The following is a 25016-nucleotide window of genomic DNA, read 5'->3' as shown; positions in this document are numbered from 1 at the left end:
ACGTCTAATCCATTTACGACGAGGATTGCTTGCGCTCCCGCGTAAATGCTTTTAGCGTTAGTTTAACTGCAAGGTTTCCGTTAACGTAAACGGACAATAATAAAACGTAAGATCGGAACCCTGGCCTGTCTGTTTGCGTACCACTGCTCACGACTAACAACATAAGAGAGCCATCATGACAGCAACATCAGCGTCACTACCCACATATTCGACCTTCCTGGAAGACTTTACGGTTGACACCATGATTGCCCGGTTGGATGACCATCAGGATGGTTGTTTCAATGCCTTTGAAGCATGCTGCGGTCGTCATGTGCGCCAAGGGCGAGGCGATGTGCTTGCGCTCGTGCAGGAAGACATCAATGGGCAAACCCATACGCTGACGTATGCAGAGTTGGACGAACTGAGTGGCAAGCTTGCAGGTTGGTTTAAGGCCCAAGGGCTTGGTGAAGGGGACCGTATTGCCTGCATGCTGCCGCGCTCAACAGCGCTGTTAGTGGCTGTGCTCGCTACTTGGCGAATTGGTGCGGTTTATCAGCCGTTATTTACTGCTTTCGGTCCTGATGCGGTGGATTATCGACTGGGGCGCGCTGACACCAAGCTAGTGATTACCGATCACGCTAATCGCTTTAAGTTTGATGGGCTAAGTCAGTGCCCACCTGTTTTGGCAGTAGGTGGAGCCACTGGCGAGCATCCTAATGATCATGATTGGCAGACTGCATTGACGTATACGTCAATGAGCGACAAGCCACCTCGTCTTGCCCCTGAAAAACCTTTTCTTCAAATGTTTACTTCGGGCACGGTAGGCAAGCCAAAGGGAGTGGCTGTGCCGCTTTCTGGTATGACCGCGTTTGCTCTCTATATGGAGCTAGCAGTCGATCTTCGTGACGATGACCGCTTTTGGAATATGGCTGACCCAGGCTGGGCATACGGGCTATATTACGCGATCGCTGGACCGCTGCTGCTCGGTGTTACCACGCACTTCTGTGAAGCGGGTTTCAGTGCAGAAGGTGCCTTAGCGTTCATGAAGCGTCACCATATTACTAACTTCGCCGCAGCGCCCACGGCATATCGTTTAATGAAAGCGTCAGGGCTGTTCGATGATGCCCACCAAACCTTAGAGCTTCGCGCGGCGAGTTCGGCAGGCGAGCCACTGAATACAGAAGTAGTGACCTGGGTGGAGAAGTCGTTAGGTTGTCCGGTCATGGATCACTATGGTCAAACAGAAACCGGCATGACCTGTAATAACCATCACTCCCTTGACCACCCTAAACATGTGGGAGCGATGGGGGTGCCAATGCCTGGCTACCGCTTGGCCATTTTGGACGCAGAATATAACGAGCTGCCTCCTGGTGAGCCGGGTGTGCTTGCGGTTGACATTAAAAACTCACCCGCTCATTTCTTCCAGGGATATACCTGGCAAGAAAAAGATCCCTTTGTAAATGGTTACTACCTGACTGGTGACGTGGTTATCCGCAATGATGACGGCTCGTTTCAGTTTGCCGGACGCGATGACGACATTATTACCACTGCAGGCTATCGGGTTGGTCCCACGGATGTTGAAAACAGCGTGATGACGCACCCCGCAGTTGCTGAGTCTGCTGCGGTTGGTCAGCCGGACGAGATCCGCGGTGAAATTATTAAATCTTATATTGTGTTGCGTGATGGGTATGAGGCTAGCGAAGCGCTTGCTGATGAAATTCGCCAACAAGTGCGTGAGCGCCTTTCTACTCATGCGTTTCCCCGGGTTATCGAATTCGTCGATGAGCTGCCAAAAACGCCTAGCGGTAAGATCCAACGCTTCAAACTTCGTGCCCAAGCAACTGAGCAAGTACGCAACGACAAATAATTAAAGGAAAGTTGAAATGCAGGTAAAGGATTGTACGTTTTTGATTACAGGGGCCGCTTCAGGGCTAGGCGCAGCAACCGCAGAGCGTCTAGTAGCTGCTGGTGGCAACGTTGTGCTGTGCGATATGAATAATAGCGTGACAGAACACGCTGAGCGCTTAGGTAAATGTGCAGCGGCCTGTATCGCTGACATTACCTCTGCTGAGCAGATGCAGCAGGCGATTGACGAAGCGGTTTCGATGGGAGGTGAAAGCGGCCTTTCAGGTGTTATTCATTGTGCTGGCGTAGTGAGCGTGGCCAAACTGATTGATCGTAACGGCAATCCCGCAGATCTGGAAAGCTATGCAAAAACGATCAATATCAATCTAGTGGGCACGTTTAATGTGATGCGTTTGGCGGCCGCCGCCATGGCTAAAAATACCCCCAGCGAAAGCGGTGAGCGGGGCGTGATCATTAATACGGCTTCTATAGCGGCATTTGATGGGCAGGTAGGGCAGTGTGCTTACAGTGCTTCGAAAGCCGGCGTTGTAGGAATGAGCTTGCCCGCGGCGAGGGAGCTTTCGCGCCATGCTATTCGCGTTATGGCGATTGCTCCGGGCGTTTTTGAAACACCCATGATGAGTGAGATTCCTGATGAAGCGGCTCAAGCCTTGGCCGCCGCGGTGCCTTTTCCCAAGCGGTTGGGTAAGCCTGATGAGTTTGCCCAGTTGGCTGAGCAGATTATCACTAACCCAATGTTGAACGGCGAAGTGATTCGGCTGGATGGTGGCATTCGAATGCAGTAATTAGGCTGGAAAATAAGTAGAGTCTGATAACCTGCCAGTGCTTTGCTGGCAGGTTTTTTTTGTTTATAAATCAATTTTCTGCCGTAAGGGCGACCAAAGTTGTAGCGGTTTTGGGTGTTATATTCAAACGACCGCTTGACTATGAGGCGGGTGCGCGCTAGTTTTCAAACATGTGTTTGAAAGCGGTTTTTTTGAAACTCAAACCGTATTAAAAACGTGAGCCGCTTTCAGCCCCCTGTTCAGGAGAAGTGACATGCCCAGCTATCAAGCCCCTCTACGTGATATGCGTTTCGTTATGGACGAAATGTTTGATTATCCTAGCCACTATGCAGCGTTGCCGTGTGGCGATGATGCGTCTCCAGACGTCGTGAGTGCGATTCTTGAAGAGGGTGCGCGCTTTGCTCGTGAGGTGCTGCTTCCGCTCAACCAAAGCGGTGATGAAGAGGGGTGCTTGTTAGAAGGTGGCGAAGTGAAAGCGCCGCAAGGTTTTAAAGAGGCCTATCAGCAATATGTTGAAGGTGGCTGGCCAAGCTTGGCAGCAGACCCTGAGCAAGGCGGGCAAGGTCTTCCGCCCTCATTGGCGATGATGCTGTCTGAAATGATCTGCGCAACTAACTTAGCGTGGGGTATGTATCCAGGGCTTTCCCATGGTGCTGCCGATGCGCTTCGGCACCACGGGACTGACGAACAAAAGGAAGCTTACCTTACCAAACTGGTAGAGGGTGTTTGGACGGGCACCATGTGTCTCACCGAGCCGCACTGCGGTACAGACCTAGGATTAATTAAGACCCGCGCAGTGCCTGATGCAAGCGGCGCTTATACCATTACCGGTACCAAAATCTTTATCTCTGCTGGTGACCATGATCTGGCCGAGAATATCGTTCATCTTGTGTTAGCAAAGCTGCCTGACGCTCCTGAGGGCTCGAAAGGTATTTCTCTATTTGTTGTGCCCAAGTTTATGCCTGATGCCCAAGGTAACCCAGGCGACCGTAATGGCGTTACGTGCGGCTCGCTCGAACACAAAATGGGTATTCACGGTAATGCGACCTGCGTGATGAACTTTGACGGAGCGACTGGCTATTTAGTTGGGGCACCTAATAAAGGCTTGGCGTGCATGTTTACCATGATGAACGCCGCACGTCTCGGGGTGGGCATTCAAGGCTTAGGCTTAATTGAAGCCAGTTTCCAAAATTCTCTGAGCTACGCCCGTGACCGCTTGCAAATGCGTGCGCTTTCCGGCCCTCAGGCGCCGGAGAAAGCGGCAGATCCTATTATTGTTCATCCGGATGTGCGCCGCATGTTGCTAACCCAAAAGGCGTTTGCCGAGGGTGGCCGGATGTTAGTGCTATATACCGCTCAAATGCTCGATATCGTTGAGCACGGTAAGCCCGGTGATGAGAAAGAGCAGGCTGAAACCTTGCTTGGTTTATTAACGCCTATCGTGAAAGCGTTTCTCACTGAAGTTGGTTTTGAATGCACCAATGAGGGTGTGCAGATTTTTGGTGGGCACGGCTTCATTAAAGAGTGGGGTATGGAACAGCTGGTGCGTGATGCGCGTATCACCCGCCTTTATGAAGGTACTACCGGTATTCAGGCGTTAGACTTACTTGGCCGAAAGGTGTTGATGAGTCAGGGTGAGTCGCTAAAAGTATTCACCAAAGAAATCCATAAATTCTGCAAGACGGAAGCCGATAACCCTGCGTTAAAAGAGTTTGTTGAGCCGCTAGCAAAGCTGAATGCTGAGTGGGGCGAGCTGACCATGGGCGTAGGCATGAAAGCCATGCAGGATCGTGAAGAAGTAGGGGCGGCTAGCGTCGATTACCTGATGTACTCCGGTTATGTCACCTTGGCGTACCTTTTTGCCCGCGCGGCGAAGCAGTCGTCTGTGGCGTTAGAAGGTGATGATAAGGCGTTTTATGCTGCTAAATTGAACACTGCACGCTTTTATTACCAACGTCTGCTGCCGCGTACTAAAGCGCATGCTCAGATGATTCAGGCGGGTGCGGGAAGTCTTATGGCGATGTCGAGTGAAGACTTTGGTTTAGGTTTTGAAATTTAAGCTTTTGAAATTTAAGCTTTTGAAATTTAAGTACGAGACCTAGCTAAGCAGGAACCGTTATTCTGCAAAAAAGATTCATCTGTAGGTGTAACTGAGCACTCTCTGGTCAGGGGACTGATCGGTGGTTTGCGGCAGGCTTGTTCTATGAACAACGCCTGTCGCTTTTTTTTTAGATTATTTCACAAACCCCCTTGCCAAGTCGGCAGCGAATCCGTAAAGTACGCATCCGCTGCCGGGGACGCACAGCGTTACCAGCGGTGATTGAAGGTGAAAACCTTCGGTTTGTCAGAGAGTTAGAAGAACTCAGCAGCATGCTTCGATGTCTTCCAACCCTTTTTGAAACGAGCCACGCCAGAAAGCATCGTTATCTCGCTTTCTTCGCTCACTCGCTTCACTCACTTAAAACAGTGATTGACAAACACCAGGAAATGCGTAGAATACGCCTTCCTCGCTGAGGCAAACCAGTTCAACGGTTAGCCAGTTTTATCCAGCGAAAACAGCTCTTTAACAATTTGATCAGGTAATTCATGTGGGCGCTTGCCGATGAGGGTGATAAATCACCAAATATCAAGGCAAGCGGTCATGACAATGTAAATTGAAATGAATTCGTTTGAACCTTGAGCCAAGTTTGATGCACTTATGTGACTTTCGAGTGACATGTAAGCATCACAATGATTTTAAACTGAAGAGTTTGATCATGGCTCAGATTGAACGCTGGCGGCAGGCCTAACACATGCAAGTCGAGCGGTAACAGGGGTAGCTTGCTACCCGCTGACGAGCGGCGGACGGGTGAGTAATGCATAGGAATCTGCCCGGTAGTGGGGGATAACCTGGGGAAACCCAGGCTAATACCGCATACGTCCTACGGGAGAAAGGGGGCTCCGGCTCCCGCTATTGGATGAGCCTATGTCGGATTAGCTAGTTGGTGAGGTAATGGCTCACCAAGGCAACGATCCGTAGCTGGTCTGAGAGGATGATCAGCCACATCGGGACTGAGACACGGCCCGAACTCCTACGGGAGGCAGCAGTGGGGAATATTGGACAATGGGGGCAACCCTGATCCAGCCATGCCGCGTGTGTGAAGAAGGCCTTCGGGTTGTAAAGCACTTTCAGCGAGGAAGAACGCCTAGTGGTTAATACCCACTAGGAAAGACATCACTCGCAGAAGAAGCACCGGCTAACTCCGTGCCAGCAGCCGCGGTAATACGGAGGGTGCAAGCGTTAATCGGAATTACTGGGCGTAAAGCGCGCGTAGGTGGCTTGATAAGCCGGTTGTGAAAGCCCCGGGCTCAACCTGGGAACGGCATCCGGAACTGTCAAGCTAGAGTGCAGGAGAGGAAGGTAGAATTCCCGGTGTAGCGGTGAAATGCGTAGAGATCGGGAGGAATACCAGTGGCGAAGGCGGCCTTCTGGACTGACACTGACACTGAGGTGCGAAAGCGTGGGTAGCAAACAGGATTAGATACCCTGGTAGTCCACGCCGTAAACGATGTCGACCAGCCGTTGGGTGCCTAGCGCACTTTGTGGCGAAGTTAACGCGATAAGTCGACCGCCTGGGGAGTACGGCCGCAAGGTTAAAACTCAAATGAATTGACGGGGGCCCGCACAAGCGGTGGAGCATGTGGTTTAATTCGATGCAACGCGAAGAACCTTACCTACTCTTGACATCCTGCGAACTTGTGAGAGATCACTTGGTGCCTTCGGGAACGCAGAGACAGGTGCTGCATGGCTGTCGTCAGCTCGTGTTGTGAAATGTTGGGTTAAGTCCCGTAACGAGCGCAACCCTTGTCCTTATTTGCCAGCGGGTAATGCCGGGAACTCTAAGGAGACTGCCGGTGACAAACCGGAGGAAGGTGGGGACGACGTCAAGTCATCATGGCCCTTACGAGTAGGGCTACACACGTGCTACAATGGCCGGTACAAAGGGTTGCGAGCTCGCGAGAGTCAGCTAATCCCGAAAAGCCGGTCTCAGTCCGGATCGGAGTCTGCAACTCGACTCCGTGAAGTCGGAATCGCTAGTAATCGTGAATCAGAATGTCACGGTGAATACGTTCCCGGGCCTTGTACACACCGCCCGTCACACCATGGGAGTGGACTGCACCAGAAGTGGTTAGCCTAACGCAAGAGGGCGATCACCACGGTGTGGTTCATGACTGGGGTGAAGTCGTAACAAGGTAGCCGTAGGGGAACCTGCGGCTGGATCACCTCCTTAAACGATGCATCATCCCTCGCGGTAAGCGCTCACAATGAATTACCTGATCAGAATGCTGTTGATACGCAGTGATAAGCGTTTTCTTCCTATTGAAAGAAGAGAAAAGAGCTTTTTTAAGATCGTCTTTAAAGACCTTTCTTTTCCTTTTAATGTGAAAAAAGCAACCGCTTATCACTGCGCATAGCAGTCGCTCTTTAACAATGTATATCATGCTGACATAAACGCTTCTTTGAAGTGTTTATACGTAATTGTTTTGTGATACGTCTCAAGCGTATCCGGCAATCGTTATCATTGCGAGACACCAGACTCCTTCGGGTTATAGGGTCAAGCAATGAAGCGCACACGGTGGATGCCTAGGCAGCCAGAGGCGATGAAAGACGTGGAAGCCTGCGATAAGGCTCGGCGAGGTGGCAAACAACCTGTGACCCGGGCATTTCTGAATGGGGAAACCCACTCATCATAAGATGAGTATCTTGCGCTGAATATATAGGCGTAAGAGGCGAACCAGGGGAACTGAAACATCTAAGTACCCTGAGGAAAAGAAATCAACCGAGATTCCCCTAGTAGCGGCGAGCGAACGGGGACCAGCCCTTAAGCATGTGACTGATTAGGCGAATGCGCTGGGAAGCGCGGCCATAGTGGGTGATAGCCCCGTAGTCGAAAATCTGATCATGTGAAATCGAGTAGGTCGGGGCACGAGAAACCTTGACTGAAGACGGGGGGACCATCCTCCAAGGCTAAATACTCCTGGCTGACCGATAGTGAACCAGTACCGTGAGGGAAAGGCGAAAAGAACCCCGGAGAGGGGAGTGAAATAGATCCTGAAACCGTGTGCGTACAAGCAGTAGGAGCAGACTTGTTCTGTGACTGCGTACCTTTTGTATAATGGGTCAGCGACTTATATTCAGTGGCGAGGTTAACCGTTTAGGGGAGCCGTAGGGAAACCGAGTCTTAACTGGGCGACACAGTCGCTGGATATAGACCCGAAACCGAGCGATCTATCCATGAGCAGGGTGAAGGTTGAGTAACATCAACTGGAGGCCCGAACCAGGATCTGTTGAAAAAGATTTGGATGACTTGTGGATCGGAGTGAAAGGCTAATCAAGCTCGGAGATAGCTGGTTCTCCTCGAAAGCTATTTAGGTAGCGCCTCACGTATCACCGCCGGGGGTAGAGCACTGTTTCGGCTAGGGGGTCATCCCGACTTACCAACCCGAGGCAAACTCCGAATACCGGTGAGTGCGAGCGTGGGAGACACACGGCGGGTGCTAACGTCCGTCGTGAAAAGGGAAACAACCCAGACCGTCAGCTAAGGTCCCGAAATCCTGGTTAAGTGGGAAACGATGTGGGAAGGCTCAGACAGCTAGGAGGTTGGCTTAGAAGCAGCCATCCTTTAAAGAAAGCGTAATAGCTCACTAGTCGAGTCGGCCTGCGCGGAAGATGTAACGGGGCTAAACCAGGTACCGAAGCTACGGGTTCACACTTAGGTGTGAGCGGTAGAGGAGCGTCGTGTAAGCCGATGAAGGTGAATTGAGAAGTTCGCTGGAGGTATCACGAGTGCGAATGCTGACATGAGTAACGATAAAGGGAGTGAAAAACTCCCTCGCCGGAAGACCAAGGGTTTCTGTTCGACGCTAATCGGAGCAGAGTGAGTCGGCCCCTAAGGCGAGGCCGAAAGGCGTAGTCGATGGGAAACAGGTCAATATTCCTGTACCGGACATGATTGCGATGGGGGGACGGAGAAGGCTAGGTGAGCCAGGCGTTGGTTGTCCTGGTGAAAGTGAGTAGGCTTGCATCTTAGGTAAATCCGGGATGCTCTAAGGCCGAGACACGAAACGAACTGACCACGGTCAGGAAGTCATTGATGCCACGCTTCCAGGAAAAGCCTCTAAGCTTCAGATCATGTGCGACCGTACCCCAAACCGACACAGGTGGTCAGGGTGAGAATCCCAAGGCGCTTGAGAGAACTCGGGTGAAGGAACTAGGCAAAATGGTGCCGTAACTTCGGGAGAAGGCACGCCGGCGTAGGGTGACGAGACTTGCTCTCAGAGCCCGAACCGGTCGAAGATACCAGGTGGCTGCAACTGTTTAGTAAAAACACAGCACTCTGCTAACGCGCAAGCGGACGTATAGGGTGTGACGCCTGCCCGGTGCCGGAAGGTTAAATGATGGTGTTAGCCGCAAGGCGAAGCTCTTGATTGAAGCCCCGGTAAACGGCGGCCGTAACTATAACGGTCCTAAGGTAGCGAAATTCCTTGTCGGGTAAGTTCCGACCTGCACGAATGGCGTAATGATGGCCACGCTGTCTCCACCCGAGACTCAGTGAAATTGAAATCGCCGTGAAGATGCGGTGTACCCGCGGCTAGACGGAAAGACCCCGTGAACCTTTACTATAGCTTCACACTGGACGCTGATGTTGCCTGTGTAGGATAGCTGGGAGGCTTTGAATCTCGGACGCTAGTTCGAGGGGAGCCAACCTTGAAATACCAGCCTGGCATCATTGGCGTTCTCACTCAGGTCCGTTATCCGGATCGAGGACAGTGTGTGGTGGGTAGTTTGACTGGGGCGGTCTCCTCCCAAAGAGTAACGGAGGAGCACGAAGGTACCCTCAGCACGGTCGGACATCGTGCAGTGAGTGCAAGAGCATAAGGGTGCTTGACTGCGAGACAGACACGTCGAGCAGGTGCGAAAGCAGGTTCTAGTGATCCGGTGGTTCTGTATGGAAGGGCCATCGCTCAACGGATAAAAGGTACTCCGGGGATAACAGGCTGATACCGCCCAAGAGTTCACATCGACGGCGGTGTTTGGCACCTCGATGTCGGCTCATCACATCCTGGGGCTGAAGTCGGTCCCAAGGGTATGGCTGTTCGCCATTTAAAGTGGTACGCGAGCTGGGTTTAGAACGTCGTGAGACAGTTCGGTCCCTATCTGCCGTGGGCGTTGGATGTTTGAGAAGGGCTGCTCCTAGTACGAGAGGACCGGAGTGGACGCACCTCTGGTGTTCCGGTTGTCACGCCAGTGGCATTGCCGGGTAGCTATGTGCGGACGGGATAACCGCTGAAAGCATCTAAGCGGGAAGCCCCCTTCAAGATGAGACATCCCTGAGGCCTAGAGCCTCCTGAAGGGCCCAGCGAGACCAGCTGGTTGATAGGCACGGTGTGGAAGCGCTGCAAGGCGTTGAGCTAACGTGTACTAATGGCCCGTGAGGCTTGACCCTATAACACCCAAGGGGTCTGGTCGCAGTGATAACGAAAACCGGATACGCGACTCAAGCCCAACGTGACACACGGAGGGCGTGAGACGAAAGAGACGCCACAAAACATCGATGACACGTTCAGCATGATATACATGACCAGTTACGCCTGACGACCATAGCACGCGTGAACCACCTGATCCCTTGCCGAACTCAGAAGTGAAACCGCTTAGCGCCGATGGTAGTGTGGGGTCTCCCCATGCGAGAGTAGGTCATCGTCAGGCACTTATTGAGAAACCCCGGCCATTTGGTCGGGGTTTTGCTTTTTAGGGGGCTCCCCTGGACCCCGTTTGTCGGGAACAAACGGGAACCGCTTTAGCGGGCCCGAAGGGCGAGTCTCAGGATGAGACGAGTAGAGTAGCGGAGCGCCGCCCGGATCATCGTCAGGCACTTATTAAGAAAAACCCCAGCTTCATTAGAAGCTGGGGTTTTTTGTTGGTTGCTAATAATGTTTTAAGCTAATCAAGTAGATAAATTCTCGCTGCTGTTCTCACTACTTAGAAAGCATTTGAAAGAAAGTGATATGATGCGGCGATTAACGGGGGCATTTTATTCTGAATAGATGTTCACCTATGACATGAAATTACTTTCGAGGTGAAAGGGTGAGTGAAACAGTACCCACGTCGTGGCTTGTCTATTGCCGCCCAGGGTTTGAAAGCGACGCATTGGCTGAAATGCAGTACCATGCCAAGCAGCAAGAAGTAAGTTGTGAACCTGCGCAAGGCGAAGGTTGGGCAAGTTTAACGCGCTTGGATGAAGAGCCAATTAATGAATTGCATCGGAAGGCTGCATTTAAGCGGCTCATTTTTGCTCGTCAAAGTTTAGCGGCTATGCCTGCTCTAACACTGTCTCGAGATGACCGTCTCACCGCCATTTTAGATCAGGTGAAGGCAAGTCGTTGGAGCTTTGAAGAAATTTGGCACGAAACGCCAGATACTAATGATGGCAAAGCATTGGCAGGCTTAATTAAAGCGCTGACTAAACCATTGCAAAGTATGCTAAAAAAAAGGGGTGCTCTGCGCGGGAAAGCCGGTGCACGTCGCTTGCATATTTTCTGGACGGATGGTGATCGTGTTCAGCTTGGCATGAGTTTTCCTGATAATCGAAGTGAACTGATTAATGGTATTCGTCGCCTGCGTTTCCCTTCTCGTGCACCAAGCCGCTCAACACTGAAGCTAGAAGAGGCATGGCATGAGTTTATTCCCCGAGAGGAGTGGGATACACGGCTTGCAGATCATATGCAGGCAGCGGATTTAGGGGCCGCTCCAGGTGGTTGGACTTGGCAGCTAGTCCAGCGCGGCATGTATGTTTATGCGATCGATAATGGACCAATGGACAAGCAGCTAATGGCTACTGGGCAGATAGATCATCTTAAAGAAGATGGATTTACTTGGGAGCCGCCGCAGCGAATGGATTGGCTGGTGTGCGATATCGTCGATAAGCCTGTGCGCGTGCTAGCAATGGTGGAGCGGTGGTTGACTCGAAAATGGTGTCGAGAGGCGATTTTTAATTTAAAGCTACCCATGAAGAAACGCTGGGACGAAGTTACTCGCTGTATTAGTACCCTGGAAGAAGCTTTGGAAACGGCGGGTGTGCGAGCAAAGATTACATGTCGCCACCTCTACCATGATCGGGAAGAAGTGACGGTTCATGTAAGGCTTGCTCACTAATTTAAAGGCAGGGCTAGCGTAAGGAGGTTAACAGCCAGGCTCGTATACACGGATTGTTTCGTCCTCTGTTAATAGAGGTAGTATACGTTGCATGGCCGTTGCACGTGCGTCACTTGAATGCCACTCTTTCCAAGCGCGAAGGTCGCGCCATTTGGTAATCATAAGGCGGCGATCAGTATGGCCGAGTTCAACAAGCGTTTCACCACCGACAAACCCCCGTACACCGAGTGAAACGCGCATAGCTTCGCGGGCAGCTAGTTCATACTCTTCTTCCAGGCCAGGCATAATACGCCGTTCAATGATTACTTTGATCATGCTGTCTGTTTCCTAAACGAGATTGTAGATGACTGATAATACGTATGACCCATGTGCCTTTGATGCATCGTTAGACACAACGGGTTTATATTGCCCCGAACCTATCATGCTAATGCATAACAAGGTGCGTGATATGGCGCCTGGGCAGGTGTTGAAAGTAATAGCGACAGACCCTACAACGACTCGCGATGTGCCAAAATTTTGTCAATTTTTGGGACACCAGTTATTGCTGCAAGATGAGTCTGATGACCACTACGTGTATTTTCTTCGCTTAGCGTAAGTTTCTGCAGCTATGCGAGGCTAGTCATCAATTTAAGCTTAAGTTCTGGCTTTGGATGGATAGCCTCGCAAGTGCTTATTTAAGATCATCCTCGCTGTTTGGAATAACCATCATCGCCAGGGCTTCCAGTGTCGCAGGATCTTCATCTATTATGCGACTAGCGATATGGCGTTGAAAAAAGTAAACCGTACGATGGCGGGAGTGAGCATCATAAAGGCACTTGTCTCCAAGGAGGATGGGGGTCATCGTGGCTCGCTGTTCATCAGCAAGCACTGCTTCGACGCTTCCATCGCTATAGAGACGCCATCCATAGACTTGCTTCATATTCCAAGGTGCATTGGGATGATTCATGCATAAAGCATGAGTACCTAGGGTATCTGGAAGCTGCTGAATCAGCGTAACCTCTCCAGAAGCTTCATACTCGAAGTAACTAGCCGAAGCCGTTAGCTCGTCGTATTTGTGATCAGGAGGAAGGGCGAAAATTTCTTCGGTTTCTGGATCACGATAGCCAATAAACTGGCCATTTTCATGGCTGTCGAGTTCGTGGCAAGCGGCGAGTGTCTCCATCCACGGGACAAGGCCAATAACGTTACCGTTCTCTTGTAGCCCCCAGGCCAAAACAGGCAGGCCGTAATACGTGTCGGGACTCGCAGCGAGCTGGTAGACCATCTCTAACCCATCTAGCTCTGGGGCTAAGCGGATTAAACATTTCTGCGCCTGCTGACGCTGACGCACGGTTTCCAGGTCGATGACCTGGGCAGAGCGGGGTGACAGGGATGCGCCCATAATGTCCCTCCTTGTGCTGCGTGGTCACGACATCGGTAGGTAGCGTTTGCTGCCTACCACTTAGTTCACCAATAGCACAGGTTGCCCAGAAGGTTAAGAGGGTTTGTGATTTTTAATTATCAGCACAGCTAGTAAATTGATTTCGCAACGCTTGGTGTTCTGCTTTTACTCGTTGGAGTTGCTGCCAGGGAGCCTGAGGGTTGTTCAATGATAACCAAGTGTTCTGGTAGTTTTGAACCGCTTCAGGTGGCGTTATTTCATGAGCATTAATCAGTCGATTAATTGCCGTAAGCCATTGGAGGGAGACTTGTTCAACAGGGGAGAGCCATGCTGGGAAATTATCCCGTAAGCATTCGCGAGACGTTAAATATGTTGACTCAAGTGCTTCGTTAGCCTCCGTCAAACGCTGGTGGGCAAGCAACAGTGTTCGTAAGACTTCTGCTGTTAAAGGCCTTTCTTGCAGCGCTTTAAGGTGGTTTTCAAGCGCTGAAGAGTCTTGCTGCCACTGTTGGCTAAATTGGTGTGTCACCATTTGCTCAAGGTAATTAACTGCAATCAGTTGATTGTTAATATTGGGTAGCTCAACGCTGTTTAGGGGGGCGCTCGCTCTGGAAAAGCTTTTTTCCCACTCTTCAGAATCAAAAATGGCATTCCAACTGACAGCCGGTAACTGCTCTGTCTTGAGCTCAGTTAGTTCAGCCAGCCGAGCTTTATTGTCATCACTTAAGCCGTCAGGAATGTCACTGTTCCAGCAAGCGCTCAGGCGTTGCCATAATGCGCGTTCGTAAAGCCAGTGTTGGCTAGGAGGGGCAACGCGGCCCAGCTGATTGTTCCGCGCTGCGATTAGCGACGTTATTTGGCACTCACGTAACGCATAGATATTGAGCATACCCTCTCGGGTTTCTGGAATGTCGAATAGCCGCTCTCGACGTTCAGGAAACTCACCAATATTAGGTGGAGGATGACGCTCAATAGCAGCAATTGAAAGATCGCTGGTAAGCTGTTGGTGATAGTCTACCCAGGACTGCTCAGCACTATTGTTACCACAGCCCGCTAGAACCAAGCTGGCACTGATGACCAGCCATAAAATATGTTGTGGGTAGGGTGTCATTGATTACTCCTGTTGACTGATCCGCTTTAACCGCCAAGCAAGTAACAGTGCAGCTGTGCTGAGCCCAGCAATAAGGCCTATCCAGTAACCATGTACACCCATCGGGTCAGACATACCACCTATACCGTAAGTTCCTAGCCAGTGGCCACCACCTAAGCCGACAATCCAGTAAGAAAGTACGGTAATGACCATCACGATTCGGGTGTCTTTATAACCACGTAATGCACCAGCTAGGTTGACTTGAAGAGAATCTGATAGCTGGAAAATCACTGCCAGGGATATGATGGTGAGCGCTAGAGCCTGAATCTCAGCATTGGAGGTATACAGCGAAATCACCGGCACCGCTGTAAACCACAGTAATGTACTGTTGATGACGGCGACAATGACGCTGATGACAATACCGTTCCAAGCAACGGTGCGCGCCATGGCTGGACGTTGTTGGCCCAATGTATTACCAACACGTACGGTAAGCGCCATGCTCAATGACATTGGCAACATAAACAAAATAGTCGTGAAGCTAAGCGCGATTTGGTGAGCCCCTACTGTGACCTCTCCAAAGCTGGCAATAAACAGGGCTATCAATGTAAATAACGTAACTTCCACAAAAATGGCCACACCGATGGGTACACCGACCACCACAAGTTCGCGGATACCGGCCAGCTTTGGTGGTGTTAATTTTTGCCAAAGGGAAACGCTGCGGTAAGTGCGTCCTTTACGGGTATAGAGTGCCATTGCAACGGCCATCGTCCACATCGAGAGCGCTGTGGCGATACCACAGCCGAATGCACCTAATGCAGGCAGTTGTTGCAGGCTGCTGGGTATCCCGCCACCTAGTAAATTAACCAGGCCATCACCGCCATAGATAAGCAGATAGTTACTGGGAATATTAACGGCTAGCCCTACCAAACTAATCCATAGTGCTGGCCGGGTATGGTTCATGCCGTCTGAAAAAGCTCTGAGCGCTTGAAATAGGGCGATTCCCGGCATGCCAAAGGCAACGGCAGTAAGATAAGCAGCAGATTCGCGTGCTACGGCTGGTGGCACCTTCATAAGCTCGAATATAGGTGTGACGACTGTCCATAGCAGGGCAGCTGCAATAAACCCAAGCACTAATGCGACCCACAATGCTTGGTGAACGGCTGGGCGAATATCAGCATGTCGCTTGCCGCCCAAAAGGTGCGCCACGATTGGCGTAAGGCCCATTAACGTACCAGTCATAAACAGCATCAGCGGCATCCATAAGCTTGAGCCAACCGAAACGGCAGCTAAGTCGGTGGCGTTGTGTCTGCCGGTCATGATGACGTCGACCACGCTCATGCCCGCTTGTGCCAGCTGAGCGCCGCAAATGGGGAGCGCCAAGGCCATCAGCGTACGGGTTTCTGGCCAATAGATAGATTTGATATTGCTAGTAAAGCCGCCCACGGTATGTTCCCTGTTTAGCAAAGTGACCCAAGAAAAGCGGATAGAGTAGCAGGAGTTGCTGTGCCGTCGGTAGCTGTCAAAGAAGCTGTCGTCTCTTTAGCTTATGGGCAAGGCGCAGGTATACTTTATGAAATGAACAGTTAAATGAATGGCGATGTAGGTATATGGTGACTCAAGAGCAGGAGCGTTGGACGCTCCACGACATAACTGCATTGTTTGATGGTGTGTTTTCAGCGCGTTATCAGACGCGATTGATTAAGGGCGGTGATGAACCCCTATATCGCCCAGCCACATCTGAAACTCCTTACCATCAAGTGATCTTTGCGCGCGGCTTTTTTGCTAGTGCACTGCACGAGATCAGCCACTGGTGCATTGCTGGGGAGAAGCGTCGGCTGCTGGAGGATTACGGTTACTGGTATTTACCTGATGGACGTGACGCCCAGCAGCAGCAGGCATTCGAAAAAGCGGAGATTGCCCCACAGGCGCTGGAACAGTTATTTACCCGCGCCTGCGGGCGCACGTTTCACGTTAGCGTAGATAACTTGGGTGGAGACGTTGAGGTGGATCGTGATGCGTTTGCCAGCAACGTAAATGCCCGGGCAGCACGCTATTTGGAGGAGGGGCTGCCATTGCGTGCCAACGCCTTATTTGTCGCGTTGACACGCTATTATCAGCATCAGGAGACCTTAGCGCAGGCCGTTAAGCAGGGGCAACGAGAACTTGACGTAGCGTTGGTCGAAGCGGTTTAGTCTTTTTCGGTAAGTTGCTTGTGTAGCGTCAGCATGACCTCGATTTCATGTTCAGGCCGCATCGGCTCAAACCCTAGGTCATTAAACGTTTCACTACGTAGGCGGTGCCAATCTCTCGCGCTAATCGCTTCATAAAGCACCTGTGCAGGTGCTAACTCAACAAAAGGATCTAAGCCGTAGGTGTCAAAGAGTCGAGCCAGTGCTGCTTCATCCTCACCGTTATCGCTGGTATACAGCGTAGCCGAGAAGTGATCGGTCTCTAGTTCACGTATGACATCCAACGGGCTGACGCCGAGGCTTTCTAGCTCTTCAATGCTATAAGAACCCATCACGTTCGTGTCTTCACTGATCCAGCTATCGTCAGGCTGAATGAGTGTCTGCTTAATACGCCCATCAGGTAGAGACCAGGCAATAGCCAGCGGCAAGCCGTCATCTTCGCCCGTCTCAATGGCAATAAATCCTGGGTAATCAGCCACGCTTCGCTCCTTTTAAGCTTCCGCATCAAGGCGGAAAAAACGCTGGGCAGTGCGGGTTGTTGCGTTCCCCAGCTCGGTTTCAGTCACGTCATGCCACTGGGCAATCTCTCTTACAATCCATGGTAGCAAGGCTGGCTCGTGACGGCGCCCTTTTAGTTTAGCTGGAAGGTTGCGAGGCAGTAGATAAGGGCAGTCAGTCTCCACCATTAGCCTTTCCAACGGAATATCTTTCACTATTGAACGAAGGTGATGACCTCTGCGCTCATCACAAATCCAGCCGGTTAACCCGATATGAAGATCTAAATCGAGATAGCCGTGCAGCGTATCTCGGTCAGCGGTGAAACAGTGAATAACGGCTTGGCTGATATCATCTCGCCAGCTATGTAGCATTTCACGCATTCGCTGCCCCGCGTCGCGTTCGTGCAAAAATAGCGGTAAGCCACTTTCAGCAGCGAGCGCCAACTGAGCTTCAAACGCTCGCTCTTGCTCGTGAGGCGTTGAAAAATTGCGATTAAAGTCCAGTCCACACTCGCCCACGGCAACCACTTCAGGTTGTTGATGCAGCGCTCTCAATTGGCGCGCCACATCACTATTCCACCCGCTAGCATCGTGAGGGTGAATCCCGGCAGTGGCATATATCCCCGGGGTCTGTTTAGCCAGCTCTACAGCGTGCTCAGCGTGTTCAATATCAGTCCCCGTCACAATAAGGGTAGCCACATTGGCCGCTTTCGCTCTGGCAATGACATCAGCTAAGTCACGCTGAAAACTCTCGTGAGTCAGGTTAGCGCCGATATCCACCAATGGGGCACCAGGGCGAAATTGCAGCGCCTCGGGTAAAAAGCTATCCACAGCACTTGTCGCCAAACGTCACACTCCCAGCGTCAGTTAAAAATTTGGTAACAAACATTACTCGCCAACTATTTAGTCAGCTGTAAAGCGCCATTGTAACGCTGGTGGGTAACAACGACTAATGGTCTATCACGGGTAGGTATCATAATCGAATGGCACGAATTGCAAAAAAACTGGCTCGATAGGTAAACAGTAAAGCGGTTTTTACTTTTAACATGAGGATGAAGCGTGAAATAAATCGGGCTTAAGGCTCTTTTAATAACAACAATAGACAGGTGAAAAACATGCAGCTATCACGTCATTTCGCTATTTCTGCGCTATCGGCAGCGGTCATTGCAGCTGGCTATGCTCCCAGCGTGGCTGCCAATGACGGTATTTCAGATAATGAAATCCGTATTGGTTATCTAGCTGATATGTCAGGTGTTTATCGTGATCCAATAGGCCCATTAGGACAAGATGCCATTGAGATGGCGATTGAAGATATTGGCGGCAGCGTACACGGTGCTCAAGTTGTCGTCTTTAGTGCTGATGATCGTAATAGCCCTGATGTTGGCTCAAGTGTCGTGCGTGAATGGATTGATGAGCGCAATGTCGACATGGTCACTGGCCTAGTGGCTTCATCGGTTACATTAGCAGCAGTAGGATTGTTAGAAGAGGCAGACAAACTTGGCTTAGTGAACGGCGCTGTTTCTTCTAGCGTCACTAACGAACACTGCTCTCCCAACCATATTCACTGGGTTTATGATACCTGGGCTATGTCAAATGGCACGGCAAAAGCAATTACGCAGGAAGGCTATAAAAACTGGTATTTACTGAGTGCCGACTACTCGTTTGGTCATGCACTTGAGGCGGATGTAGAAAGAGTGGTTACCGAAAATGGTGGAACGGTAGTGGGGCGGGCGCGTCACCCCTTCCCGAATAACGATTTTTCCTCTTTTATGCTGCAAGCACAGGCATCGGGCGCCGATGTTATTGCCCTCAATAATGCTGGTGGCGACACCATTAATGCGGTTCAAACGGCAGGCGAATTTGGCATTACTCAAGCCGGACAGATTCTAGCGGGCATGGTGTTGTTCAGTACTGACATACGCAGCATTGGGTTAGAAAATGCCCAAGGGCTGCAGTTCACAAAGGCATGGTATTACGACTTAAATGACGAAACGCGTGCCTGGGCAGAGCGTTTCCGTGAGCGTACCGGCAGCATGCCAACCATGGTGCACGCAGGTCTTTATTCCAGTACCCGCCACTATTTAGAAGCCATTGAGGCAACGGGAACAGACGATACGCAAACCGTTCGCCAGCAGATGGTTGATACCCCCATTAACGACGTGTTTGCGACGGGCGGTTATATCCGTGAGGACGGTCGTATGGTGCATGACATGTACCTCGTTGAAGTGAAAACACCGGAAGAAGCGGCCGATGAGGATGACCTCTTCAGAGTTGTGCGTACCATCCCCGCTGAGGAAGCATTCCGGCCACTGTCTGAAAGCGTCTGTCCACTCGTCAACAATTCGTAAAACGCTGATGCCTTATCAACAACACATAACAATAAGGACTTGGCATGGAACATACACACTTAATTCATCGTAATACGATTGGCGCTGCGTTAAACCGCAGCGCCCGCAAATATTCTCACCAGCTTGCGCTAACGTTTGGTGAGCGAACATGGAGCTATCAGTCGCTTAATGACGCCGCTAACAGCGTGGCCAACGGCTTGTTAGCGGCCGGCCTTTCTCCTGGAGACCGGCTGGCGGTATACGGTAAAAACTCAGATGCTTATGTAATAGCTTGGCTTGCCACCACTAAAGCGGGCTTAGTACATGTGCCTATTAATTTCGCACTAAGTAGTGACGAACTGCGCTATATCCTTGAGCAGTCAGGGGCGAAAGGGCTGCTAAGCGATAGTGCGTTAGCCGACAAAGTGCACGAGGCAACCCAAGGTTTCGGATTAATAGTCAACGGCACTCTTCATGCCGATCAACAAGATAGTCAGTTAGGTAGTTTTGATGTCTTGGCTTGTGTGCGTTCCTTGCTATCAACAAGTGAGCCAGCGGTTGCTCTAGAGGGAAGCAGTCTTGCACAGCTGCTCTATACCTCTGGCACGACGGCAGCACCTAAAGCCGCCATGATGACCCACCAAGCGCTGATGGCGGAATATATGGCCTGTATGGTGGAGTTGGATATCAAGGGAAGTGACGCCATGTTAGCCGCTCTTCCGCTTTACCACTCCGCACAAATGCATGTTTTTTTGATGCCCGCTCTGCTACTGGGTGCTCCCGTTTATCTGCTCGAAGCGCCGTTACCAGATGGCTGCCTGTCGGCGATTGCTGAACAAAAAATCGTATCGTTCTTTGCGCCACCCACGGTGTGGATCAGCTTGCTGCGCCATGCTGACTTTGATCAGTTTGATTTAACCACACTCAAGAAAGCGTACTACGGCGCCTCGATCATGCCGGTGCCTGTTTTGGAAGAAATGCAGCAGCGTTTCTCTGGTGTTGGTTTATATAACTGCTACGGGCAGAGTGAAATTGCCCCCTTGGCAACGGTATTACGCCCAGAAGAGCACGCTGAGCGTCCCGCGTCGGCGGGACGGCCGATACTCACGGTAGAAACGCGCATTGTTGATTTAGAAATGAACGATGTTGCCCCTGGTGAACATGGTGAGATTATCCATCGCTCGCCGCAGCTAATGACGGGCTACTGGGATAAGCCTGAGATGACCTACGAGTCCTTCCAGGGCGGCTGGTTTCATTCTGGCGATGTGGGCTACTTCGATGAAGCAGGCTACTTATACGTCGTGGACCGGATTAAAGACGTTATTAATACGGGGGGAGTGCTGGTCGCCAGTCGTGAAGTGGAAGAGGCGCTGTTTAAGCACTCAGCCATTTCGGAAGTAGCGGTGGTGGGGCTGCCAGACGAAAAGTGGATTGAAGCGATTACCGCCGTTGTGGTGGTGAAAGAGGGGCAAACGGTGAGTGAGGATGAACTCATCCATCATGCAAAAAGCTTGATCGCACCCTATAAAGTTCCTAAACGCATAGTGTTTGCAGAGGCACTGCCAAAAAGTACTGCCGGTAAAATTCTTAAGCGTCACCTGCGCCAAGACCTAAAGGAGTGAGCATGGACGAGCAAACACAGTCGCTATTTCATGACATGATCAGCCGCTGCTTAGCGCAGGAAGTGGCGCCTTTCTATGAGCACTGGGAAGCGGCCGGTGAAATACCGCGCTCCTTATGGTTAGCGCTTGGAGCCGCCGGTCTACTGGGGATTGACCTTGATGAGACCTATGGCGGTTCAGGAGCCGATATTGCCATTACCCAGCTGGCACTGGAGGAGATTTCTCGGCAGGGGTTTGGTGGGCTGGCCAGCGCTTACAATATTCACGCTAATATCGTGATGCCTTACCTGCAAAATTTAGGCACTGATGAGCAGCGCGAAACATGGCTACCCCGCATGGCAAGTGGGGAGTGGCTGGGGGCGATTGCCATGAGCGAGCCTCATGCGGGCAGCGACTTAGCAGCGATGAAAACCCGCGCCACCAAAACAGCCGCTGGATGGTTACTAAGCGGTAGCAAGCTGTTTATTACCAATGGCCAAGTAGCAGATCTCGTTATTGTCTGTGCAAAAACAGACCCCAGTGCAGGTGCAAAAGGGGTCTCGCTGTTTTTGGTCGACACGTCCCTTACCGGTTTTTCCCGTGGTAAACCCATTAAGAAAATCGGCCAACATGCCAGCGATACGGCAGAACTGGCGTTTGATCAGTTGCAACTGCCTAGCAGTGCCTTGTTAGGAGAAGAGGGCGCTGGGTTTCGCTATCTCATGCAAGAGCTTCCCCGGGAACGCTTAGGCGTAGGTGCCCAAGCACTTGGCGCGGTAGAGGGCGCTTTGGCATTAACGCTTGATTACGTCACCCAGCGTCACGCATTTGGCCAGCGCGTGGCCGATTTTCAAAATACCCGCTTTACGCTGGCTGAGATCAAGGCCCAGCTGGATGTCGCGCGGGCCTACTTTGATCAGTGCGTTAATAAGTATCGCCAGGGCACGATGACAAGTACCGATGCCGCGATACTTAAATTACAGCTCAGCGAGCTGCAGTGTCGCGCTGTTGATCGGTGCCTTCAGTTGTTTGGCGGTTATGGCTACACCCATGAATATCCGATTTCACGGTTCTACTTAGATGCGCGGGTGCAAACGATTTACGCCGGTAGTTCTGAGATTATGAAAGAAGTGGTCGCACGCTCGCTGTTGGGCAAAGTGGCTTAAGCCCTTTTCTTAAGCCCTTTTCTTAAGCCCTTATCCACTGTGCGTCATTACTAAGGAGAGACTATGCAACTGGATAGCGTTGTTATTGTAAGCGGTGCTCGCACCGCCATTGGTGGGTTTGGTGGGTCGCTCTCATCTTTCGCGCCCCATGAGTTAGGCACTATCACTGCCCAGGAAGCATTGCGCCGTGCGGGCATTGCTGGCGCTGATATCGACCACTCTGTGTATGGCCATATTATTACCACTAGCCCAGAAGATGCCTATCTTGCCCGTCATATCGCGTTGAGTGCGGGAGTGCCGAAAGAAGCGGGTGCCTTTAATGTTAACCGGTTATGTGGTTCTGGCGTGCAGGCGGTTATATCGGCGGCGCAGCAAATCGCTCTGGGCGACAGCCGCTTAGCACTAGCGGGTGGGGCTGAGTCGATGTCGCGAGGTGCTTATCTACTGCCGCCCCAAGCACGCAATGGGATACGCCTAGGCGATGCCAATATCCAGGATCTTACCCTTGGCATTCTTAGTGATCCATTTGGCAGCGGGCATATGGGGATGACCGCTGAAAATATCGCCAAGCAGTATGGCTTAAGCCGCGAGCAGCTAGATCAGTTTGCGGTGGATAGCCATCGTAAGGCGGCAAAAGCGATTGCAGAAGGGCGTTTTGACGAGCAAATCGTGCCTGTTGAAGTGACAAAAGGAAAACAGACGGTTTCCTTTGCCCGTGATGAGCATGTGCGTGAAGGCGTTGAGTTAAGTGATTTAGCACGGCTTAAGCCGGCCTTTAAAAAAGAAGGAATAGTAACGGCAGGAAACGCCTCTGGGATCAACGATGGCGCAGCGACCTTGGTGCTGGCGCATGCCGATGAAGCACAGCAGCGCAATTTAACGGTTAGGGCGCGACTTCGCGTGGCAGCCACCGCCGGTGTGGAGCCTTCGGTAATGGGGTTAGGACCAATCCCCGCGGTGAAACGCTGCCTCCAACAGGCAGGGCTGACGATCAATGATATTGATGTGATTGAGTCCAATGAAGCGTTCGCGGCACAAGCGATGGCCGTTGCCGATACGCTGGGCTTCCCATTGGAAAAACTGAACCCGAATGGTGGCGCCGTGGCGCTTGGTCATCCGGTAGGAGCGACCGGTGCCATCTTGATCCTAAAAGCCTTACACGAATTGGAGCGACGTCAGGGCCGCTATGGTTTGATCACGCTGTGTATTGGCGGTGGGCAGGGCATTGCGCTGTTAATAGAACGCGAATAACAACCGGTTTCCCAATAACAATCGAGGTGTGTTTTATGTCTACGATAACGCCAAAAATACTTCCTTCTACGCCGTCTGCGACTAGCTCGCCTCTGTTAATCAGAGAATTGCTGGAGTCAGGTGTTCGAATGGCGGGAAATAACCAGATTGTTTATCGAGACCAGAGCCGTCATGACTATCGACGTTTTCGTGAGCGGGTACACCAGCTTGCCCATGCGCTAACGGCACAGGGCGTTCAGGCGGGTGATGTGGTGGCAGTCTTGGACTGGGACAGCCATCGCTACTTAGAGTGCTTTTTTGCCATTCCCATGATTGGTGCCGTGCTGCATACCGTCAACGTACGTTTGGCGTCTGAGCAAATTCACTACACGATGGAGCACGCTGAAGATGTCTTTGTGCTAGTGCATGAGGATTTCGTGCCGTTACTGGAGCCACTCGCTGATCAACTACCCAACATACGCGGTTACCTACTTTGCCAAGAAACACAAAGCACCGTCAGCACGTCGCTTCCGCTAGTTGGTGAGTTTGAGGCGTTGCTAAGTGAGCAGCCAACTCATTACGAGTTTCCTGTTTTTGATGAGAATGCGGTGGCCACGCTGTTCTACACCACGGGCACCACCGGTAATCCGAAAGGGGTGTTTTTTACCCACCGCCAATTAGTTCTGCACACACTAGGTGAAGCCAGTACCTTCCAAGCACCGGGGTTTGAGCTGCTCAACCGTGACAAGGTATACATGCCCATCACGCCGATGTTCCATGTGCATGCGTGGGGCGTGCCTTACACCGCCACGTTGATGGGAGCGACCCAGGTATACCCTGGCCGCTATGAGCCGGAAATGTTGGTCAAACTGCTGGTGAATGAAAAGGTCGATTTCTCCCACTGCGTGCCAACGCTGTTAAATATGGTGGTGAGCGCTGACGCTATCGCATCGAAAAAAATTGATTTAACCGGTTGGAAGGTGCTTGTGGGCGGCAGTGCGCTAACCCAAGCCCTGGCTAGCCGTGCTTGGTCACTCGGCATTGATACACGTAGTGCCTACGGCATGTCAGAAACCTGCCCGCTGCTAACGGCCGATATTTTACCTCAGGATGTTGCTGAGGCCGATTTTGAAACGCAGCTTCCTTGGCGGTGTAAGGCTGGTTTGCCCGTGCCCCTGGTGAAGTTGCAGGTGGTTGATGCTAATGGAGAACCGCTACCCCATGATGGCGTCAGCGTGGGCGAAGTGCGTGCCCAGGCGCCCTGGCTAACTCAGGCATACTACAAGGAAGAAAAACGCAGTGAAGAGCTTTGGCGGGATGGGTGGCTACATACCGGTGATGTTGGCTCGATTGATGAGCATGGTTTCTTGGCCATTAGCGATCGTATTAAAGATGTCATCAAAACCGGCGGTGAGTGGCTCTCTTCACTTGAGCTGGAAAGCTATATTAGCCAATGCCCAGGTGTCGCTGAAGTGGCGGTGATCGGCGTCGCGGATGATAAATGGGGCGAGCGGCCAGCGGCGCTCGTCGTACCCAGCGATTTAAATAACCCGCCCACTGCAGAGAAGGTACAAGCATTTATGGAGCAGTTCGTAGAACAGGGCAGCATCAACCGCTGGGGCATTCCATCGTTGATTCGCTTCGTAGATGAAATTCCTAAAACCAGTGTCGGTAAGCTGGATAAAAAGCGCATTCGCACTGAGATCTGAACG

Annotated in this window: 17 protein-coding genes and 3 rRNA genes; 14 read left to right on the top strand and 6 right to left on the bottom strand. The window is 51.5% G+C overall.

The window, feature by feature from the left end; genetic code table 11:
• Nucleotides 1-175: 175 nt before the first annotated feature.
• The 7 genes from L1X57_RS17960 to rlmM all read left to right on the top strand — a co-directional run bounded on the left by L1X57_RS17960 (nt 176) and on the right by rlmM (nt 11823).
• Nucleotides 176-1846 (top strand): AMP-binding protein, encoded by a 1671-nt coding sequence (locus L1X57_RS17960; RefSeq protein ID WP_009722762.1) that lies wholly within the window; start codon nt 176-178, stop codon nt 1844-1846.
• A 16-nt stretch (nt 1847-1862) separates the two neighbouring features.
• Nucleotides 1863-2630 (top strand): SDR family NAD(P)-dependent oxidoreductase, encoded by a 768-nt coding sequence (locus tag L1X57_RS17955; RefSeq protein WP_009722763.1) that lies wholly within the window; start codon nt 1863-1865, stop codon nt 2628-2630.
• Nucleotides 2631-2883: 253 nt separating this feature from the next.
• On the top strand, nt 2884-4689 hold the full coding sequence (locus L1X57_RS17950; protein ID WP_009722764.1) for an acyl-CoA dehydrogenase C-terminal domain-containing protein: 1806 nt from the start codon (nt 2884-2886) through the stop codon (nt 4687-4689).
• Between the two features lie 679 nt (nt 4690-5368).
• A 16S ribosomal RNA gene (locus L1X57_RS17945) occupies nt 5369-6901 on the top strand.
• A 322-nt stretch (nt 6902-7223) separates the two neighbouring features.
• Nucleotides 7224-10117 (top strand): 23S ribosomal RNA (locus L1X57_RS17940).
• A gap of 144 nt (nt 10118-10261) precedes the next feature.
• Nucleotides 10262-10377 (top strand): 5S ribosomal RNA (rrf, locus tag L1X57_RS17935).
• Together the 16S, 23S and 5S rRNA genes form the textbook arrangement of a ribosomal RNA operon.
• 378 nt (nt 10378-10755) lie before the next feature.
• Nucleotides 10756-11823: a 23S rRNA (cytidine(2498)-2'-O)-methyltransferase RlmM gene (gene rlmM, locus L1X57_RS17930; protein ID WP_009724919.1), complete on the top strand. Its 1068-nt coding sequence runs from the start codon at nt 10756-10758 to the stop codon at nt 11821-11823.
• Nucleotides 11824-11850: 27 nt separating this feature from the next.
• On the opposite strand, the gene L1X57_RS17925 is transcribed toward rlmM, so the two are convergent.
• Nucleotides 11851-12138: an antibiotic biosynthesis monooxygenase family protein gene (locus L1X57_RS17925; RefSeq protein ID WP_009724920.1), complete on the bottom strand. Its 288-nt coding sequence runs from the start codon at nt 12136-12138 to the stop codon at nt 11851-11853.
• Nucleotides 12139-12166: 28 nt separating this feature from the next.
• Between L1X57_RS17925 and tusA the strand changes: the two genes are divergently transcribed.
• Complete coding sequence (gene tusA / locus L1X57_RS17920) at nt 12167-12418, top strand: sulfurtransferase TusA (RefSeq protein WP_009724921.1); 252 nt, start codon at nt 12167-12169, stop codon at nt 12416-12418.
• A 75-nt stretch (nt 12419-12493) separates the two neighbouring features.
• On the opposite strand, the gene L1X57_RS17915 is transcribed toward tusA, so the two are convergent.
• From L1X57_RS17915 to L1X57_RS17905, 3 genes are all read right to left on the bottom strand, one after another.
• Nucleotides 12494-13204 (bottom strand): hypothetical protein, encoded by a 711-nt coding sequence (locus tag L1X57_RS17915; protein WP_009724922.1) that lies wholly within the window; start codon nt 13202-13204, stop codon nt 12494-12496.
• Between the two features lie 112 nt (nt 13205-13316).
• Nucleotides 13317-14315, bottom strand: a complete 999-nt coding sequence (locus tag L1X57_RS17910) for a DUF3080 family protein (RefSeq protein WP_009724923.1) — start codon at nt 14313-14315, stop codon at nt 13317-13319.
• Nucleotides 14316-14318: 3 nt separating this feature from the next.
• A complete protein-coding gene (locus L1X57_RS17905) occupies nt 14319-15737 on the bottom strand; it encodes an MATE family efflux transporter (RefSeq protein ID WP_009724924.1) in 1419 nt (472 codons plus the stop codon).
• Nucleotides 15738-15901: 164 nt separating this feature from the next.
• Between L1X57_RS17905 and L1X57_RS17900 the strand changes: the two genes are divergently transcribed.
• The gene (locus L1X57_RS17900; protein WP_009724925.1) at nt 15902-16486 is read left to right on the top strand and encodes an elongation factor P hydroxylase; all 585 of its coding nucleotides are present in this window, start codon (nt 15902-15904) and stop codon (nt 16484-16486) included.
• Here L1X57_RS17900 and L1X57_RS17895 read toward each other — a convergent pair.
• Both L1X57_RS17895 and L1X57_RS17890 read right to left on the bottom strand, forming a co-directional pair.
• On the bottom strand, nt 16483-16962 hold the full coding sequence (locus tag L1X57_RS17895; protein WP_009724926.1) for a hypothetical protein: 480 nt from the start codon (nt 16960-16962) through the stop codon (nt 16483-16485). The two genes, L1X57_RS17900 and L1X57_RS17895, sit on opposite strands and share 4 nt — an antisense overlap.
• Nucleotides 16963-16974: 12 nt before the next feature.
• Nucleotides 16975-17826, bottom strand: coding sequence for a TatD family hydrolase (locus tag L1X57_RS17890; RefSeq protein ID WP_009724927.1), 852 nt, complete (start codon nt 17824-17826; stop codon nt 16975-16977).
• A gap of 269 nt (nt 17827-18095) precedes the next feature.
• Between L1X57_RS17890 and L1X57_RS17885 the strand changes: the two genes are divergently transcribed.
• The 5 genes from L1X57_RS17885 (at nt 18096) to L1X57_RS17865 (ending at nt 25013) form a co-directional block, all read left to right on the top strand.
• Entirely contained in the window at nt 18096-19328 is a 1233-nt protein-coding gene (locus L1X57_RS17885; protein WP_009724928.1) for an ABC transporter substrate-binding protein, read from the top strand.
• Between the two features lie 44 nt (nt 19329-19372).
• Nucleotides 19373-20929, top strand: a complete 1557-nt coding sequence (locus L1X57_RS17880; RefSeq protein ID WP_009724929.1) for a fatty acyl-CoA synthetase — start codon at nt 19373-19375, stop codon at nt 20927-20929.
• 2 nt (nt 20930-20931) lie between these two features.
• Nucleotides 20932-22074, top strand: coding sequence for an acyl-CoA dehydrogenase family protein (locus L1X57_RS17875; protein WP_009724930.1), 1143 nt, complete (start codon nt 20932-20934; stop codon nt 22072-22074).
• A gap of 63 nt (nt 22075-22137) precedes the next feature.
• Complete coding sequence (gene bktB / locus L1X57_RS17870) at nt 22138-23325, top strand: beta-ketothiolase BktB (RefSeq protein ID WP_009724931.1); 1188 nt, start codon at nt 22138-22140, stop codon at nt 23323-23325.
• 35 nt (nt 23326-23360) lie between these two features.
• Nucleotides 23361-25013 carry a fatty acid--CoA ligase gene (locus L1X57_RS17865; protein WP_039869918.1) on the top strand — a complete coding sequence of 551 codons (1653 nt, stop codon included), beginning with the start codon at nt 23361-23363 and terminating at the stop codon, nt 25011-25013.
• Nucleotides 25014-25016 lie beyond the last annotated feature (3 nt).

Source organism: Halomonas sp. TD01 (genome assembly GCF_923868895.1).
Taxonomy (GTDB): domain Bacteria; phylum Pseudomonadota; class Gammaproteobacteria; order Pseudomonadales; family Halomonadaceae; genus Vreelandella.
This window is presented reverse-complemented; position numbering and strand designations above follow the sequence as displayed.